Annotated in this window: 15 protein-coding genes; 10 read left to right on the forward strand and 5 right to left on the reverse strand. The window is 69.0% G+C overall.

The genetic code is table 11. The features are described 5' to 3' along the window. Positions 1–34: 34 nt before the first annotated feature. Positions 35–1,465, forward strand: coding sequence for an MFS transporter (locus ACFORO_RS03500; protein WP_377869448.1), 1,431 nt, complete (start codon positions 35–37; stop codon positions 1,463–1,465). On the opposite strand, the gene ACFORO_RS03505 is transcribed toward ACFORO_RS03500, so the two are convergent. After that, complete coding sequence (locus ACFORO_RS03505; protein WP_377869449.1) at positions 1,415–4,477, reverse strand: BTAD domain-containing putative transcriptional regulator; 3,063 nt, start codon at positions 4,475–4,477, stop codon at positions 1,415–1,417. The two genes, ACFORO_RS03500 and ACFORO_RS03505, sit on opposite strands and share 51 nt — an antisense overlap. Before the next feature lie 118 nt (positions 4,478–4,595). On the opposite strand from ACFORO_RS03505, the gene ACFORO_RS03510 reads away from it, so the two are divergent. Further along, positions 4,596–5,231, forward strand: a complete 636-nt coding sequence (locus tag ACFORO_RS03510) for a TetR/AcrR family transcriptional regulator (protein WP_377869450.1) — start codon at positions 4,596–4,598, stop codon at positions 5,229–5,231. 1 nt (position 5,232) lies between these two features. Then, positions 5,233–5,529 carry a DUF6204 family protein gene (locus ACFORO_RS03515; protein WP_377869451.1) on the forward strand — a complete coding sequence of 99 codons (297 nt, stop codon included), beginning with the start codon at positions 5,233–5,235 and terminating at the stop codon, positions 5,527–5,529. Here ACFORO_RS03515 and kynU read toward each other — a convergent pair. Beyond that, the gene (kynU, locus tag ACFORO_RS03520) at positions 5,504–6,790 is read right to left on the reverse strand and encodes a kynureninase (protein WP_377869452.1); all 1,287 of its coding nucleotides are present in this window, start codon (positions 6,788–6,790) and stop codon (positions 5,504–5,506) included. The two genes, ACFORO_RS03515 and kynU, sit on opposite strands and share 26 nt — an antisense overlap. A gap of 177 nt (positions 6,791–6,967) precedes the next feature. On the opposite strand from kynU, the gene ACFORO_RS03525 reads away from it, so the two are divergent. From ACFORO_RS03525 to ACFORO_RS03540, 4 genes are all read left to right on the forward strand, one after another. After that, a complete protein-coding gene (locus ACFORO_RS03525) occupies positions 6,968–8,338 on the forward strand; it encodes an APC family permease (RefSeq protein ID WP_377869453.1) in 1,371 nt (456 codons plus the stop codon). Beyond that, positions 8,335–9,174 (forward strand): MBL fold metallo-hydrolase, encoded by an 840-nt coding sequence (locus ACFORO_RS03530; RefSeq protein WP_377869454.1) that lies wholly within the window; start codon positions 8,335–8,337, stop codon positions 9,172–9,174. The genes ACFORO_RS03525 and ACFORO_RS03530 overlap by 4 nt, the downstream gene beginning before the upstream one ends. Positions 9,175–9,237: 63 nt before the next feature. Continuing rightward, positions 9,238–9,801 carry a hypothetical protein gene (locus ACFORO_RS03535; RefSeq protein ID WP_354748513.1) on the forward strand — a complete coding sequence of 188 codons (564 nt, stop codon included), beginning with the start codon at positions 9,238–9,240 and terminating at the stop codon, positions 9,799–9,801. After that, positions 9,798–10,787, forward strand: a complete 990-nt coding sequence (locus ACFORO_RS03540; protein ID WP_377869455.1) for a hypothetical protein — start codon at positions 9,798–9,800, stop codon at positions 10,785–10,787. The genes ACFORO_RS03535 and ACFORO_RS03540 overlap by 4 nt, the downstream gene beginning before the upstream one ends. On the opposite strand, the gene ACFORO_RS03545 is transcribed toward ACFORO_RS03540, so the two are convergent. After that, positions 10,784–11,305 (reverse strand): GNAT family N-acetyltransferase, encoded by a 522-nt coding sequence (locus ACFORO_RS03545; RefSeq protein ID WP_377869456.1) that lies wholly within the window; start codon positions 11,303–11,305, stop codon positions 10,784–10,786. The genes ACFORO_RS03540 and ACFORO_RS03545 overlap by 4 nt on opposite strands. 42 nt (positions 11,306–11,347) lie before the next feature. Here ACFORO_RS03545 and ACFORO_RS03550 point away from each other — a divergent pair, with 42 nt between their 5' ends. Both ACFORO_RS03550 and ACFORO_RS03555 read left to right on the forward strand, forming a co-directional pair. Next, entirely contained in the window at positions 11,348–11,908 is a 561-nt protein-coding gene (locus tag ACFORO_RS03550; RefSeq protein ID WP_377869457.1) for a helix-turn-helix domain-containing protein, read from the forward strand. Positions 11,909–12,000: 92 nt separating this feature from the next. Further along, entirely contained in the window at positions 12,001–13,398 is a 1,398-nt protein-coding gene (locus ACFORO_RS03555) for an MFS transporter (protein ID WP_377869458.1), read from the forward strand. Here ACFORO_RS03555 and ligD read toward each other — a convergent pair. Together ligD and ACFORO_RS03565 are read right to left on the reverse strand one after the other, a co-directional pair. Then, positions 13,289–14,878, reverse strand: coding sequence for a non-homologous end-joining DNA ligase LigD (ligD, locus tag ACFORO_RS03560; RefSeq protein ID WP_377869459.1), 1,590 nt, complete (start codon positions 14,876–14,878; stop codon positions 13,289–13,291). The two genes, ACFORO_RS03555 and ligD, sit on opposite strands and share 110 nt — an antisense overlap. A 15-nt stretch (positions 14,879–14,893) precedes the next feature. Further along, entirely contained in the window at positions 14,894–15,370 is a 477-nt protein-coding gene (locus tag ACFORO_RS03565) for a MarR family winged helix-turn-helix transcriptional regulator (protein ID WP_354748503.1), read from the reverse strand. 84 nt (positions 15,371–15,454) lie between these two features. Between ACFORO_RS03565 and ACFORO_RS03570 the strand changes: the two genes are divergently transcribed. Beyond that, on the forward strand, positions 15,455–16,090 hold the full coding sequence (locus ACFORO_RS03570; RefSeq protein WP_377869460.1) for an FMN-dependent NADH-azoreductase: 636 nt from the start codon (positions 15,455–15,457) through the stop codon (positions 16,088–16,090). Positions 16,091–16,226: the final 136 nt, after the last annotated feature.

Raw genomic sequence — 16,226 nt, forward strand, 5'->3', positions numbered from 1 at the left:
CCGAGTGCGGCCGCGGGTTCCGAGGATCGGGGGCATGACGGAAACTCGCCGCGCCTGGCTGGGACTGCTCGTGGTGCTCGGACCGGTCCTGCTGGTCTCGATGGACGGTTCGATCCTGTTCCTGACCATGCCGACCATCACCCGCGCCCTCGCCCCGACCGCCGACCAGGCCCTGTGGATCCTCGACAGCTACGGCTTCGCGGTCGGCTCGCTGCTCATCGCGTTCGGCAACCTCGGCGACCGGTACGGGCGGCTGAAACTGCTGATGATCGGCGTCGCGGTCTTCGGGGCGGGTTCCGCGGGCGCCGCGTTCGCGCCGACGCCGGAATGGCTCATCGGCTGCCGCGTGCTCATGGGGCTCGGCGGCGCGACGCTGTTGCCGTCGGGGCTCGCGGTGCTCAGCGAACTGTTCCCCGAACCGAGGCGGCGGGCCAGGGCGATCGGGATTTTCGCCGCGACGTTCGCCGCGGGTTTCGCGATCGGCCCGATCCTCGGCGGGCTGCTGCTGAGCCGATTCGGCTGGGGGTCGGTGTTCCTGGTCAACCTGCCGGTCGTCGCGGTGTTCCTCGCGGCCGCGCCGGTGGTGCTCCGGGAGGCCCGGACGACCCGGCCGGGCAAGGTCGATCTGCTCAGCATCGCGTTGTCCGCGGGCGGGTTGCTGCTGGCGGTCTACGCCGTCAAGGAATTCGCCGCCTACGGTCCTTCTTGGCCGGTCGCGTTCGCCGGCGTCGCCGGGGCCGGGGTGCTGACGTGGTTCGTGCTGCGGCAGCGCACGTTGGAGTACCCGCTCCTCGACGTGAGTCTGTTCCGCGAGAAGGTGTTCACTGTCGCGGTGATCACCGGGGTGCTGTCCCTGTTCGCGTGGTCGGCGGCGGCGTATCTGACCGGGGTCTACCTCCAATCCGTGCTGGGGTTGTCCGTGCTCCACGCCGCGCTGCTCGCGCTTCCGGGCGCGGTCGCCCTGACCGCGACGTGCGTGCTCACCCCGGCGCTCGCGGCGCGGATCGGGAGCCGGGCGGCCTTGGTGACCTGCCATTTCGCGATCGCGCTCGGGCTCGCGCTGCTGCTGGCGACCACGGTGACCGGCGGGGCCGGATGGTTCGTCGCCTCGACCGTGGTCGCCGGTTTCGGCTACGGGATCTCGTTCTCGCTGGTCGCGGACACGGCGGTCGGCGCGGTCCCGGCGGATCGGGCCGGTTCGGCGGGAGCGATCAGCGAGACGGCCAACGAGATCGGTCATGCGCTGGGGATCGCGTTGCTGGGTTCGGTGGCGGCGTTCGTTTTTCGGTTGCTGGCCCCGGAGGGGGCCGCAGCTGAGAAGGAGGCTGTGGTGAGTGGGTTGCATGTCGCGATGGGGGTTGCGGCGGTGCTTTGTGCGGGGCTGGGGGTGCTTGCGTTGCGGTGGCTTCCCGTGTCAGCTGAGGACGTCGTAAGCGAGGGCGATCGGGTCGTCGACTGTGCCTGAGGGTTCGGCCTGAACGGCGGCTTCGACGGCGGTCACGTCCGGCAGCGCCAGGTGCGGACCACCGAGGAGGCGGTGGGCGGCGGCTAAAAGATCGGCGGCGGCGACCGGGCGGTTGACGCGCAGGGCGTGGTCGGCGATGCCCAGGAGGATGATCGCCAGATACAGCACCTCACCGGCTTCCGCGGCCAAGGCGAGTGCTTCGCGGCGGCGGTCCCGGGCTGCGGGCAGGTCGCCGGTTTGGGCGTCCAGGTAGGCGTGCGAATGCTGGATCATCGCGCGGAACAACGGATGCGGCTCGGATTCGCTCAACAGCGCTTCGGCGTGGTTCAGTTCCAGCCGCGCTTCCGCCAGATCGCCGCGCCAGCGGGCCAGGTCCGCTTTCGTCTGGGCCAGGAACGCGAGCGAATCAGGGAACGGCACGCTCCGCGCGTCGCGTTCGGCGGCGGTTACCGCGGCCGACGCCGCTGCCTCGTCGCCGAGTTGCCAGAACAGGTGCGCTTGCCGTCCGCGGGCGAACCGGACGTCTTCGGCCGAACCGATTTCCGAGACGACCTGGATCGATTCCTCATAGCACGAAACGGCTTCCTCCAGTTCGCCGCGACGGCCGACGACATCGGCGAGGCTGTTCAGCGCCAGTGACGTTCCCCAGCGTTCCCCGCACAGCCGGAACAGCCGGACGGCCTCGCGGATGTCGGCTTCCTGCGCGGCCGGGGCGTGCCAGAGGTTCAGTTGCGTCCGCGCCCGGTGCAGCCGGGCATGCGCGCGCAGCCAGGGGTTCTCGTCGGCCAGCAATTCGTCCAATGTGGACTTGATCGTGCCGCTGTCCGCGGTCTGCGTGAACACCGGGATGATGGACCGCAGCAAGGAATTCTTGCTGTCGCGGCTGAGTTCGAGCGCTTTGCGGCCCAAGGCGTCGGCGGAGGTTTCGGAGGTCATGCCGATGGTCAGCAGCAACGCGGCCATCGCGTACCCCATCGCGCGCAGTTCGCGATCCACCTCGCCGGACAACGCCAAGGCCGCCTCGATCAGTTCCTGCGCCTCGGTTTTGTGCCCGGTCAGCATCCAGAACCACGCGCACGACGTCGCCAACCGAAGCGCCGTCGTGGCCTCGCCAGCGGCGATCGCGCCGCGTGCCGCCGAGATCAGGTTGCCGTGTTCGGCGGCGAAGCGCGCCAGCCATTCGATCTGCTCGGCGCGGCGCAGGTATTTGTCGCCGGTCTCGGCGAATCGGGCGAACCACTCGGCGTGCGCCTGGCGCAGTTCCTCGCGTTCGTCGGCCACAGCCAGCTGTTCCAGGCCGTAAGCCTTGATCGTCTCGAGCATCCGGTAACGCGGCTCGGCGTCCCCGGAAATAGCGATTAGCGATTTGTCGACTAATGCGCTGAGCAGCTCAGACGTGCCGCCGCAGACCGCTTCCGCTGCCTCCGCGGTCGCACCGCCGGAGAACACCGACAACCGGCGCAGCAGTTGCCGTTCGTCCGGTTCCAGCAGGTCCCAGCTCCAGTCGACCACCGCGCGCAGCGTGCGATGCCGCGGCAGCGCGGTCCGGCTTCCTGCGGTGAGCAGGCGGAACCGGTCGTCGAGCCGGGCGGCCAGTTGCGACACGGTCAGCGAGCGCAACCGGGCGGCGGCGAGTTCGACCGCGAGGGGCATTCCGTCGAGCGCTCGGCAAATCCGCACCACGTCGTCCACAGTGGACTCATCGACGGTGAAGCCCGGCCGGACGGCAGCGGCGCGGTCGGCCAGCAGCCGCACCGAAGCGCACGACATCGCTTCGACGGGCGTGGCGTTCTCCGCAGGCAGCGTCAGCGGTTCGACTGGCCAGAGCGCTTCGCCGGTCACTGCCAACGGTTCCCGGCTGGTAGCGAGAATGCGCAGCCGCGGGCATTCGCCGAGCAGGTGGTCGGCCAGTTCCGCGGCGGCTTCGATGACGTGCTCGCAATTGTCGAGCACCAGTACCGCGTCCCGATCGCGCAGCGCTCTCGTCGCCCGCTCGCGCGGAGTGCCGCTGGCGAGCGTCCCGGGGTACATCTGCTCGCGCAGGCCCAGCGCGTCGAGCACGGCCTGCGGAACGTCCGCTCCGTCGGTGAGCGGGGCCAGTTCGACGAACCACACGCCGTTGCGTTCGGACAGCAGATGCCGTCCGGTTTCCGTGGCCAGCCGGGTCTTTCCGGCCCCGCCGGGTCCGGTCAGCGTGGTCAGCCGGTACTCGCCGATCAGCTTGGCCACGCGGGTGATCTCAGTGTTCCGGCCGACGAAACTGGTCAGCCCGGCTCGCAGGTTCGTGCGCGCCTCGTCCTCGTCGGCCACCGTTTCGCGGAGGATTTTGGTGTGCGCGGCGGACAGCTCCGGGGCGGGGTCGGCGCCGAGTTCATCCGCCAGCGCCATTCGGGTTCGCGCGAACACCTGCAACGCTTCGGCTGGTCGTCCGGCAGCTTGCAGCGAGAGCATCAACGCCGCCGCCAGCCGTTCGCGCAGCGGATGTTCGGCCAGCTGTTTCGACAGCTCCTCGGCGAGATCCGCGCCGTGCCCCAACCGGAGCACAGCTTCCGCGTACTCCTCGGTGGCGGAAAGCCGCAGCTCATTCAGCCGCACGATGTGGCCCTGAAAGAACTGCGCGTCAGAGACGTCGCCGAGTGCCGGGCCGCGCCACAGGTTGAGCGCCTCGCGCAGCAGTACGACTCGCTCCTCGTCCGGAGCCGTCCTGGCTGCGGTGACCAACTCCTCGAAGCGCGCCGCGTCCACGGTCGCCTCGGGCAGCCGGTAGCCGGACGGTGTGGAGTCGAGCCGCGTCCCGGCGCGGCGGAGCCGCGAGACGAGCGCCTGCAGCGCGTTGGCCGTGGCTGGCGGACGCGTCCCCCAGACGGCGTCGACGAGCCGCCCGGCCGAGACGACCCGGCCGGGCTCCAGCGCGAGGGCGCTCAGCAGCGTCCGCAATCGGGCACCGGTGATCTCGACCGCGGCACCGTCGTCGTTCCGGACCTCCAGCGGGCCCAGCAAGCCGATCCGCACCTCGTCGATGATGCCGGGTCGGCGGCCGTCCCGTCCTCCGGGATCTCCCCGATATCCAGGAGCTTCGAGCAGAAAAATGGAGTCGACACCAAGTTTGGAGTCTGCTTCACTCTTCGGCGTGGGACTTCGGGAGCGGAAGAAGCAGGACACGGTGCGGCGGATCGCGGAAACCGCGCTGCGCCTGTTCGTCGAGCGCGGATTCGACGCCGTGACGATCGCCGAGGTCGCGGAGGCTTCCGACGTCGCGGTCAACACGGTCTACAACCACTTCCGCGTCAAGGAAGACCTGGTGCTGCCGCCGTCGGAAGCCTCGGCGGGACGGCTGGCTGAGATCGTGCGAGCGCGCGGGCGAGGAGTGTCCGCGGCGCGCGCGGTGCTGGACCGTCTGCGCGGCGAGATCGAGCAGCGCTCAAGGACGATCGGGCTGAGTCCGGGGTTCGGCCGGGTGCTGCCGATGATGCTGGCCGCGCCCACGCTCGCCGCCCGGCTGCAGGACCTCGGCCAGCAGATGGTCGCCGAACTCGCCGATCTGCTGACCGCGGAAACCGATGCGGCGCAGGGGGATCCGGTGCCCGGGCTGGTCGCCGCGCAGATCGGGTGGGTGCACAGCCTGCTGTACGGCGAGATCGGCAAACGCACCGTCGCCGGCGAGCGGCCGGACGACATCGCGGAGGCGGCGTTGAGCCTCCTCGACGCGATTGAGGGCCTGCTCAGCGACCAAGTACTGACTTATGCGACCCGAAAGGACGCCTGACATGGACGCGTTCCGTGTGATCATCCGCGGCAAATTCGACGCTCTCGACGAGAGTGCGCGCGCTGCGTTGGAGGCCAAGACCGACGTGGCCTTCACTGAGGAAGGTACGTTCAGCTACGACGTCAACGCGACGGCGTTCACCTTCCGCTGCCAGGTCCCGGCCGGTCCGGACGACGACGAACGCGCGGCGAAAGACGGCGCGACCGCCGCGTTGGCCGAGCACGGACTGCCGTATCGGGACCTGAACTACGCGGTCACCGACTTGCGCGCGATCAAGATCCGGCGCAAGAACCGCTGACGACGTCCGCCATCGCGGTCGCCGCGCGCCAGCAGTCGTGGAAGGTGGAATACATCGGCACCGGCGCGAGGCGGATGACGTCGGGGCGGCGTGCGTCCGCGATGACTCCGTGCCGGGTGCGCAGCGCGGCGCTGACCGCATCGGCGTCCAAACCGTGTAGCCGGACGGAAAGCTGCGCTCCCCGGCGGTCTGGCTCGCGGGGCGTGAGGACCTCCATCGGACGCCCCGCGCCGGTCTCGTCGAGCAGCGTCCCAAGGTAGCCGGTCAGCCGGATGCTCTTGGCGCGCAAGGCATCCATGCCCACCGCGTCGAACATTTCCAGCGAAGCCCGCACCGGGGCCATGGCGAGGATCGGCGGGTTCGACAGTTGCCACGAGTCGGCGGTGTCGACCGGCGTCACCGTCGGATGCATGCGGAACCGCACGTCCGGGTCGGTGCTCCACCAACCGGCCAGTTTCGGCAGCGACCGATCGGCGAGATGCCGTTCGTGCACGAACGCTCCGGCGATCGCACCCGGACCGCTGTTGAGATATTTGTAGGTGCACCAAGCGGCCCAGTCGACGCCCCAGTCGTGCAGCCGCAGCGGCACATTGCCCGCCGCGTGCGCGAGATCCCAGCCCACGACCGCTCCGGCGGCGTGCCCGGCACGGGTGATCGCCGGGATGTCGAGGAATTCCCCGCTGTAGTAGTTGACCCCGCCCAGCAGGACGAGCGCGACCCGGTCTCCGTGCTCGGCCAGCCAGCCGGTGACGTCCTCGCTGCGCAACGTCGATTCCCCGGGACGCGGCGAAAGCCGGATGACCGCTTCGTCCGGGTCGTAGCCGTGGAACGCGGCCTGGCTGCGGACCGCGTAGCTGTCGGACGGGAAAGCGGTGTCCTCGATGAGGATCGCGTGCCGTTCCGGGGTCGGCCGGTAGAAGCTGACCATCATCAGGTGCAGGTTGACCGTCAGCGAGTTCATCATCACGACCTCGCCCGGCCGCGCACCGACGAGCCGCGCCGTCGGATCGCGCAACTGCTGGTGGTAGGAGACCCACGGACGCTCGGCCTCGCCATGCCCCTCGACGCCGAGCCGCGCCCAGTCGTCGAGTTCCGCGTCCAGCGCGGCGCGAGTCGCGATCGGCTGCAGGCCCAGGGAGTTCCCGGCGAAGTAGGCCGTCTCGGCGTAGTCGCCGCCGGTCGCGGGCGGGACGTGGAACTGCGCCCGCGACGTCGGCAACGGGTCCTGAGCGTCGAGATCGCGGGCAGCGGCCTCAGTCATGGGAACTCCCCAAAATCGGAAAACGCGGGCCCCTCATCGTTCTTGCCGGACGCCATGCCCGTCCAATGCCTGATTCGCTCGTTGCCATGCCTGCCCGGCTATCCCAGCGGTATTCCCGAACAGCTATGCCGCGGCAGGCATTCGGCATTTCCGCACTGCCGCGGATTGGGTGACGCTGTGCCGATCGACAACGGCCAGCAGAAGGCAGTGATCACGATGCCGACCGAACCCGCAGACGCGAACCTCAAGCGAAGCATCTCCCTCTTCCAAGCCGTCGGAGTCTCGTTTCACCAGGTAGTCGGCGGCGGGGTCGTCGCATTGATGGGCACCGCCATCGCGCTGACCGGGGCCGGCGCGCCGATCGCCTTCGCCCTCGCGGCGCTCGCGGTGATCGTCTATTCGCTGCCGATCGCGTCCCTCGGCAGCGCGATGCCAGTCACCGGCGGCCGCTACACCTACGCCGCGCGACTGGTCTCGCCCGGAGCCGGATTCGCGTCGATGTGGTTGTCCGCCGTATCGGTGATCCAGCTCAGCCTGATGGCGCTGGCCGGGGCGAACTACGTCAGCGCGCTCGTGCCGGGCGTTCCGGTCCGGCCGCTCGCGATCGCCCTGATCACGGTGTTCTTCCTGACGAACCTGGCGGGCGCGACGTTCTCCAGCCGAGTCGGCCTTGTGCTCGCGGTCGTCATGCTCGCTGCCTTCCTGTTGTACGGGATCGCGGGTGCCGGGCAGGTGCGGTGGAGCGAGTTCGGGAACCTGACTCCGCACGGCATCGGCGGCTTGCTCAACGCCGCGGCCATGCTCACCTTCGCCACCACGGGCGCGTTCCTCATCGCCGACATCGGCGGCGAGATGAAGCGTCCGGGTCGCGACCTCCCGCTTTCCGTTGTCGGCGGAACCCTCGTCGCGGCGGTGATCTACGTGATCGTGGCGATCCCGTCGGTGGGCGTACTCGGCGCGGAGGCGTCGGCGGGCAAGCCGATGTCCGACGTCGCCCGCCACATCCTGTCCCCGGGCGGGTTCGCGTTCTTCATCCTCGGCGGCGCGATGGCGTCGGTGATCGGGCACATCAATTCGCTGCTGCTGGCCGCGACGAAACCCGTGCTCGCCGCGACCGGGGACGGTTGGCTGCCCGCCGGGCTCGGCGCGGTGAACCGCCGGTTCGGCACTCCGCACTGGCTGCTGGCGATCCTTTACCTGATCGGCGTAGTCCCGGTGCTCGCCGGGTTCAGCGTCGCGAACATCGCGGCCATGACGTCGATCGTCACCGGGCCGTTGCTGACTCTGCTGATCATCGCGTCGTGGCGGGTGCGCCGGCTGCGGCCGGAACTGCACGCGGCGGCCCCGTTCCGGATGCGCCGGACGTCGCACGCCGTTTTGTCCGTGCTCGGCGTCGCGATCCTGGGCGGGCAGACCTGGTTGCTGCTCAAGCAGATCACGCCGCCCGCGCTCCTCGCGCTGGCAGCCTGGAGTGTGCTGGGGTTCGGAGTGTGGCTGGCGCGCCGGTCGCGAACTGATTCCTTCAACCTCGAAAGCGAGCGCGGATGACCACGCAACTGATCCTTCTCGGCACGGCGGGCGGTCCCGCGCCGAAACGCACCCGGAGCGCTCCGGCGCAGGCGATCGTCGTCAACGGCGCGACCTACGTGATCGATTGCGGCAACGGCGTCGCCCGGCAGCTGGTGCATGCGGGAATCAAGCTGGACTCGCTGCGCGCGGTCGGCATCACCCATCACCACTCCGATCACAACGCCGACTACGGCAACCTCTACCTGCTGGCCTGGGCGGCCAACCTGGAACGTCGAGTCCCCGCGTTCGGCCCGCCGCCGCTCGCGGAGATGACCCGGCATTTCCTCGCGATGAACCGCTTCGACATCGACACCCGAGTCGGCGACGAGGGCCTGCGTCCGCTGGACCAGCTGCTCGATCCACACGAGATCGCGGCGGACGGCGTGGTCTTCGAGGACGAGAACGTGCGGATCACCGCGGCCCGCGTGGACCATCCGCCGATCGTCGACGCGTTCGCCTACCGCGTCGACACCGCCGACCGGTCCATCGTGATCTCCGGCGACACCGCGCCGTGCGAGAACCTGGTGCGGCTCGCTGAGGGGGCGGATGTGCTGGTGCACGAGGTCATGTACGTCCCCGCAGTCGACGAGATGGTGCGCCAGTTCAACGGCACGACGCTGCGGGGCCATCTGCTGGCGAGCCATACGAGCGTCGACCGGGTTGGTGCGCTCGCCAAGGAAGCGGGCGTCCGGACTCTCGTGCTGTCGCATTTCGTCCCGACTGATGCGGACATTCCCGACGACGTATGGCGCGAGCACGCCGCGGCCGGGTTCGACGGTGAGGTGGTCGTCGGCCAGGACCTGCTGAGCCTCTGACTGGATCCGGTGGAAGTCGCGTCGTTCCCCGGCTTCGGTGCGTTTGGTACCTACAGTGGCGAGGTGACTACGCCCGCAGAGGACCAGCGCGACCACGTGATGGCGCGCGCGTCCGCGCTCCGCCGTGACATTCGCGCGGGTCTGGCGCAGCTGCCGGACCAGGCGGACGACGAACGCACGCAGACGCTCGACGCCTTGGTCGAGCGGGCGGAGACGCTGCTGAGCACCGAGAAGGAAGTCGACGCCGCCGTCGAGCAGGTGCGGCTCGCCCGGTTGGAAGCGAAGCGCGGCAAGGTCCAGCGGACGACGCTGTACCTGGCGGTCGCGCCGGTCGCGGTCGGGATGGTGAGCGGTGCGATGATGCTGTTCGGTGCGCTCAACCCGGTCTGGCTGCTGCTCGCGTTGCCGTTGCTGGGCGCTGGCTTGCGGATCGCGTTCGGGCCGCTCGGTCCGACGCCGCTGATGGTCAACCGGCGGCAGCGGGCGGCGTACAGCGGGGCTTTGGCGGCGATCTTCACCGCGGTCGCGCTGATCGGGGCCGGACCGGCCGTCCAGCCGATCATGGTCATTCTGGCGGCGCTCGCCATGGTCGCGACCGTGGCGTTTCTGGTGCAGGAGGCGCGGTGACCTACTCCGAGTACTACCGCGACACCGAGTACTACCCGGCCGAGGAAGGCCCGGAGGCCGATCCGGAACTGGTTGCTCTCACCGACACTGTCGGCGGTATGCAAGAGACCGTCGACGATCTGGAAAGCCGCACTGTCCGCGACCTTTCCGAGCTGCGCGAGACCGTCGAGTCGTTCACCGAAACGCATTCCCGGCACGAAACCCGCCTCGACCACACCGCCCGGCAGCTGGAACGGCTCCGGCAGCGGCTGCTGGTGCTCGAACGCGCGGTGCGGGTGTCGGAGAAGGTTCCGGTGGTCGATCTGGACGACGTCGGCCCGCGGCTGCGACAGCTCGCCGCCGAAGCGGAACGGCGACACAGCCTCGCCGCGCAGCTGCTCACGCCGAGCAAGCGCCGACCGCACGAAGAGGACGTCGCGCGGCTGCCTCAGGCGCAGAAAGCGTTGGCGGAGTGCGAAGTGGCGTTGATCGGCGTGCTGGAGGTGCTGGCGACCGCCGAGCGCGGCACGCCGGAACGGGACGACGCGGAGTCGCGACTGTCCGAAGTGGTCGCTCGACGGCGCGGTGTGCTGGATCGTCAGTTGCCTGCCGCGCGGGAGGACGCCGAAGCGGCGCAACAACTTCTGGCCGCGGACGAGGTGACGCGGACGCGGGTGCTGCCGCAGATCGAGAAGTGCGAACGGGATTGGGAAGAGCTGCATTCCCGGCTGCGCGAGCGGATCACCGAGGCGATCGGGTCGAGCGCGCTGCTGCCGGTGTGGTTCACGCACGCGTTCGGAGTCGCGCCCCCGTCCGGTGCGGCGGGCGACAAGTGGATCCGCGCGGCGACGTCCGCGCTGGCCTACCGGGTGACGCACGGCGTGGTCGATCCCGCGCTGCCGCTGGGGGAGCCGCCGCCGTCGGACACGGACTGGACGGAACCGAAGTGGTCCTGGCGGGCCCGGCTTGAGCACGACATCGAGGAACTCGACCTCGGGGTGGACTAGCGCGGTTCTTCTGGTGCGGCGTCTGTGGTGGGGGCGAGTTCGCGTTGCATCCAGGTGACGTCGCGCCAGGCGCCGTGTTTCCAGCCGATCCGCCGCCAGGTTCCGATCAGCTCGAAGCCCATCGCCTTGTGCAGCCCGACGCTGGGTTCGTTCGGCTGGGTCATCCCGGCCACCGCCGTGCGCAAGCCGCGTTCGGCGAGTCGGGCGAAAAGGGCTTCGTACAAGGCTTTTCCGCCACCTGCGCGTCGGCGATCCTGCGCCAGGTACACGCTCACTTCGCACGACCAGCGGTAGGCGGCGCGCTCCTTGTACGGGCTGCCATACGCATATCCGACGACTGAGCCGTCGATTTCCAGTACCAGCCACGCGTACGACTTCGTCGCTTTCGCGATGCGGGCCGCCATTTCCGTCGGCGTTGGCGGTTCGGTCTCGAAGGTGATCGCGGTTTCCCGGACGTACGGCGCGTAGATCGCCGCGCAGGCTTCGGCGTCCCGTTCTTCGGCAGGTCGAATCAGCATGTTCACGATAGTAGACATGAACCGCTGCTATAGTCGACCGCTGTGACCGATCCCCTCTCCGTCTCACTCGCCGCGGCGGTGCGCGAAGCCCGTCAGGACCGCGAGCTTTCGGCAGGCACGCTCGCTGAACGCTCCGGTGTTTCCCGCGCCATGATCGGGAAAATCGAACGCGGCGAGGCACAGCCGACGGCCGTGTTGCTGAGCAGGCTCGCCGCCGCGCTCGGGCTCTCGCTGTCCGAACTGGTGGCCCGCGCGGAGGGCGACGACGACCGTCGCCTCGCTCGCCGCGAGGACCAAGCGACCTGGCAGGACCCGGTCACTGGCTACGTGCGCCGCGCAGTCTCGCCGCCGGGGCGCGGGGCGACCGAACTCGTGGAGGTCGACCTGCCGCCCGGCGCGAAAGCCGGTTTCCCGGCGGTGTCGTACGACTTCGCCGACCATCAGATCTGGGTGCTGTCCGGCCAACTGCGCTTCCACGAAGGCGAAGTGGTGCACGAACTCGCGGAAGGTGACTGCCTCCAGTTGGGCCGCCCGGTCGACTGTGCGTACGAGAATCCCGGCACCCAGCCCTGCCGCTATCTGGTAGTGCTCACCAAACGCTGAATGTGACACAGTTCACGTCTGATTTGTCTGATTACCGGGGTCTCCCGCCCGGAGATGATGCGACCGCATAAAGCATCCGGGAGGAGAAGAGAGTGGGTTCGTGGCGCGAATTGGGAGCGCACTTCAGCACCGCGGTCGTGCTGGCCGGTGGGGTGCTCGTCGGCGCGGTCACCATCTACGTGGCGGCAAGCCTTTTGCCGACCGCGGTCGCGGACATCGGCGGGGAACGGCTCTACGCGTGGAACATGACGGCGTTCCTGGTCGCGCAGGTCGTCGCGACGATGTTCGTCGGCAGGGCGCTCGCCCGGCTCGGCAACGCGACCGCGTACTACCTCGGGTTCGGCGTTTTCGCGGCGGGCTCGGTGGTGTGCGCGGTGAGCCCGGCGATGCCGGTGCTGCTGGCCGGTCGCGGGGTGCAGGGATTGGGCGCGGGATTGCTGACCGGGCTCGGGTTCGCGGTGATTCATTCCGCGCTGCCGCAGCAGTTGTGGGCGCGGGGGAGTGCGTTGATCTCGGCGATGTTCGGCGTCGGCAATCTTGTCGGCCCAGCGCTCGGCGGGCTGTTCGCGCAATTCGGTTCGTGGCGGGTGGCGTTCGTTGTGCTGGCGGTCGCGGCTGTCGTGATCGCGGCGTTGGTGCCGCGGGCGCTTCCGCGCAGTGAGCGAAGCGGCGAGACGGCCCCCGTGCCAGCCTTCGCGCTGGTAGCCGTCGTGGGCGCGGTTGGGGCGGTGAGCGTTGCCGGAATCTTGACGAACGTCGTCGCAATGGCCGCGTTCATCGTGCTGGGATTTGGCTTCGTGCTGGCATTTCTGCTCGTCGAGAAGCGCGCTGCGATCCGCGTGCTGCCCGCTGCGACCTACGAACCCGGCTCGTCGCTGAGGTGGATCTACCTGACCATCATGTGCCTCGCGGCCGGAGTGTCGGTGGAATCGTTCCTGCCGCTGTTCGGCCAGCACCTCGGCGGATTACCGCCTGCCGCAGCGGGATTCTTCTCCGCCGCACTGTCGTTCGGCTGGTCGGTGAGTCAGATAGTCAGTTCGTCAGCACGCCGGGTCCGTCTGCTCTGCCTGGCCGGACCGACGCTGCTGGCTCTCGCGTTCGTCGTGCTTGCCTTGCTGCAGGAAAACGCTTCGGTCTTGGCGTGGCTGGTTGTGCTTCTGGTTGGCGGCGCCGGGATCGGCATCGCGATGCCGCACCTGTCGGTCGCGGCGATGGCCAGCGGTCAGCAAGCGGCGGCCGCGATCGCGACCGTGCTGACGATGGCGACCGCGTTCGGTGCGTCGATCGCCGGTCTGCTGGTGAACTTGGGCGCACCGTCGATGGTGACGTCCGCGCGCTACCTGCTGATCGGCTTCGCCGTCGTTGCCGCGGCGGGGATTTTCACGACAGCTGCGGCAGGCGTTGGTGCACGTCGAGCAGTTGCGCGAACGGATCTCCCGTCTTCGCCACGCGATCGAGCACCGTCCGGATCGTCCACCGATCCGGAGTGAGATCGGGGTCGTCGAGTTCGTCCCATTCCAGCGGGACGGACACCGGCGCCCCCGGCTTCGGCCGCACGCTGTACGGCGCGACGAGGGTCTTGTTCAGCACGTTCTGCGTGTAGTCGAGCCGCGCCAGCCCGCCGCGGCGGTCCTTGTGCCACGCCCAGCTCACCAGGTCCGGCAGGGTCTTGCCGATCGACTTCGACACGGTTTCCGCCCACGCCCGAGTTTCCGCGTACGTATACCGCGGCTCGACCGGCACCCAGATCTGAATGCCGCGCTGCCCGGTCGTCTTCGGCCGCCCGACGAGCCCGAAGTGGTCGAGCGCGGCGCGGTGCAGCCGGGCGAGCGCGAGCACGTCGTCGAAGGACGTCTCGGAACCGGGATCGATGTCGAACAGCAGCCAGGTCGGATGCTCGACGTCGGACGTGCGCGACGTCCAGGCGTGCAGCTCCAGCGCGGCGAAATTGGCCAGCCAGGCCAGATCCGCGACGCCGGAGGGCACGAGGTACTGCTGCACGTCGCCGGGGTCGGCTGCCTCGTAATGCCAGCGATGCAGCCACTCCGGCGCGTGGTCGGGCACTTCCTTGTGCCAGAAGCCGGGTTTGCCGACGCCGCCGGGAAACCGGTTGGTGTTGAGCGCGCGGCCGGCGAGGTAGGGGAGCATCGTCGGCGCGATCCGGGTGTAGTACTCGATCAGCTCGCGTTTGGTGATCGGCGCTTCGTCGTCGCGGCCGGGAATCAATGTCTTGTCGAGGTTGGTGACCTTCAGCTGCCGCCCGGCGACCGTCCACGCGCCTTGCTTGCCAAGCTCGCTCAGCGCTTTGAGTTCGTCCTCCGATGCTGGCTCGAACACCGGATGCAACGGCACTTCCGCCTCGGCCGCAGGCAAATCGCCCCGCCACAACGCGGGCGGCGCGGCGGCGATCTCGTCATTGGTGAGCCCGCTCTTCACCGACTTCGGATGATCCTCCGCGTCCCAGCCCGTCGTCGCGTGGTCGTCCTGCTTGTGCAGCAGAAACCACTGCTTCCCGTCGCCGTCCCGCTTCGGATGGATCAACACGAAGCGCCCGGCCAGCTTCTCGCCGAACAGATCGAAGTGCAGGTTCCCGTCCGCGAGCGCCTGCTCGGGATCGTCGGTGTCGACCGGCTCCCAGCGTCCGCGATCCCACACGATCACGTCGCCGCCGCCGTACTCGCCGTGCGGGATCACGCCCTCGAAATCGGCGTACTCCAGCGGATGGTCCTCCACGTGCACAGCCATCCGCCGCGCCTTCGGGTCAAGCGTCGGCCCCTTCGGCACCGCCCAGCTGACCAGCACGCCACCGAGCTCGAGCCGGAAGTCGTAATGCTTCCGCCGCGCCCGATGCCGCTGCACGACGAACCGGTGACCAGGTTCCTTGGGGGCGTTCGCACCGGACGGCTCGTCGGTCTTCGCGAAGTTGCGCATCGCGCGATACTTCGCGAGCCGCTCGGCGGCACCGTCCATTTCGCTGCCCCCCGTTCAGCAGGCCGGAGGTTCCTCCGTGCACGAGCTGCTGTCGACCGTTCCCGAAGCCGCCTGCAACAGCAAGTTGTAGAGCTGTTCGCGCTGGTCAGGGTCAAGCGCCGCGAAAACCTCGTCCTCGACCGCCGCGAGCGCCGCCTCCGCGCGAGCCAGCTCCTTCGCCCCGCGCTCAGTCAGCACGACAACGTGCCGTCGACGGTCCTCCGGCGACCGCCGCCGCTCGATCAACTGGTCGTTTTCGAGGTCGTTGAGCAGGCCGACGACGTTGGTGCTGTCCATCTCGAGGATCTGCGCGAGGGACTGCTGAGTGCTGGACCCGCGCGTCTGAAGGACCGTCAGCGCGATCAGATGCCGAGGCCGCAGCCCGAACGGAGCCAGCACGCTTTCCGCGCGCAGCCGGATCCGTCGCGCGAAGTGCTCGAGCAACGCACCAGACCTGCGCGGAGCCTGGGCGACGAGCGGCAGCGGAGCCATGTGTCCAGTCTACGAGACGCGCCGGGTAGCTGCCGTGCTATAAATGGTTTGTCCAACACAAACTATCTACGGACGGTCATCGACATGGCACACCTGCTGCACCTCGACTCCAGCATCAACGGCGACCGCTCGGTAAGCCGCAAACTCAGTGCCCGTGCTGCTCAGGCCTGGCGCGCAGCCCACCCAGACGGGACGGTGACCTACCGAGATCTCGGCGCGAACCCGGTCCCGCACCTGGACCCGCTGGCCTGGGAAGCCCGCATCACCCCGTCGTCCGAGCACACCGCGGCCCACCTCGAAGCCGCACAAATCGGCGCGGAATTGGCGGCTGAGGTCCTGGCCGCGGACACCGTCCTGCTGGGCCTGCCGCTCTACAACTACGGTGCCCCCAGCTCGGTGAAAGCCTGGGTAGACCGCCTCATCGCCTCCGCCGGCGACGACCCGTCAGTGCTGGGCACCGGCCGAGAACTCCTGGTCTTGGCCAGCCGAGGCGGCGGCTACGGAGAAGGCACTCCCCGGCACGGCTGGGACCACGCAGAAGGCTGGCTCCCGCACGGCCTCTCCCTGACCGGCCTCGAACCGCGCTTCATCACCGCGGAATTCACCATGGCAGACGTCAACCCAGGCCTGGCCGAATTCCGCCCCCACGCCGAGGAAAGCCTGGCAGCGGCGGAACGAGAAATCGACTCCCTCTGGACCCCCGCCAACGCCACCCGCTGACTACCGAAGTCCGTGAAGGGCTCCTTGAAGGAATCTGATTCCCGCAAGGAGCCCTTCACGGACTTCAGAGACGGCGATGGTCCGTGAGGGGAACCCTGAGGGACTCAGATTCCCTGAGGGTTCCCCTCACGACCCA

The organism is Amycolatopsis halotolerans, assembly GCF_042647905.1.
Classification (GTDB): Bacteria; Actinomycetota; Actinomycetes; order Mycobacteriales; family Pseudonocardiaceae; genus Amycolatopsis; species Amycolatopsis halotolerans.

Excerpts from the sequence above, each read along its gene's own strand:
- ACFORO_RS03530 (WP_377869454.1), top strand. The coding sequence starts at position 8,335 with ATGACCACGCAACTGATCCTTCTCGGCACGGCGGGCGGTCCCGCGCCG.
- ligD (WP_377869459.1), bottom strand. The coding sequence starts at position 14,878 with ATGGACGGTGCCGCCGAGCGGCTCGCGAAGTATCGCGCGATGCGCAAC.
- kynU (WP_377869452.1), bottom strand. The coding sequence starts at position 6,790 with ATGACTGAGGCCGCTGCCCGCGATCTCGACGCTCAGGACCCGTTGCCG.
- ACFORO_RS03500 (WP_377869448.1), top strand. The coding sequence starts at position 35 with ATGACGGAAACTCGCCGCGCCTGGCTGGGACTGCTCGTGGTGCTCGGA.
- ACFORO_RS03545 (WP_377869456.1), bottom strand. The coding sequence starts at position 11,305 with ATGCTGATTCGACCTGCCGAAGAACGGGACGCCGAAGCCTGCGCGGCG.
- ACFORO_RS03565 (WP_354748503.1), bottom strand. The coding sequence starts at position 15,370 with ATGGCTCCGCTGCCGCTCGTCGCCCAGGCTCCGCGCAGGTCTGGTGCG.
- ACFORO_RS03570 (WP_377869460.1), top strand. The coding sequence starts at position 15,455 with ATGGCACACCTGCTGCACCTCGACTCCAGCATCAACGGCGACCGCTCG.
- ACFORO_RS03515 (WP_377869451.1), top strand. The coding sequence starts at position 5,233 with ATGGACGCGTTCCGTGTGATCATCCGCGGCAAATTCGACGCTCTCGAC.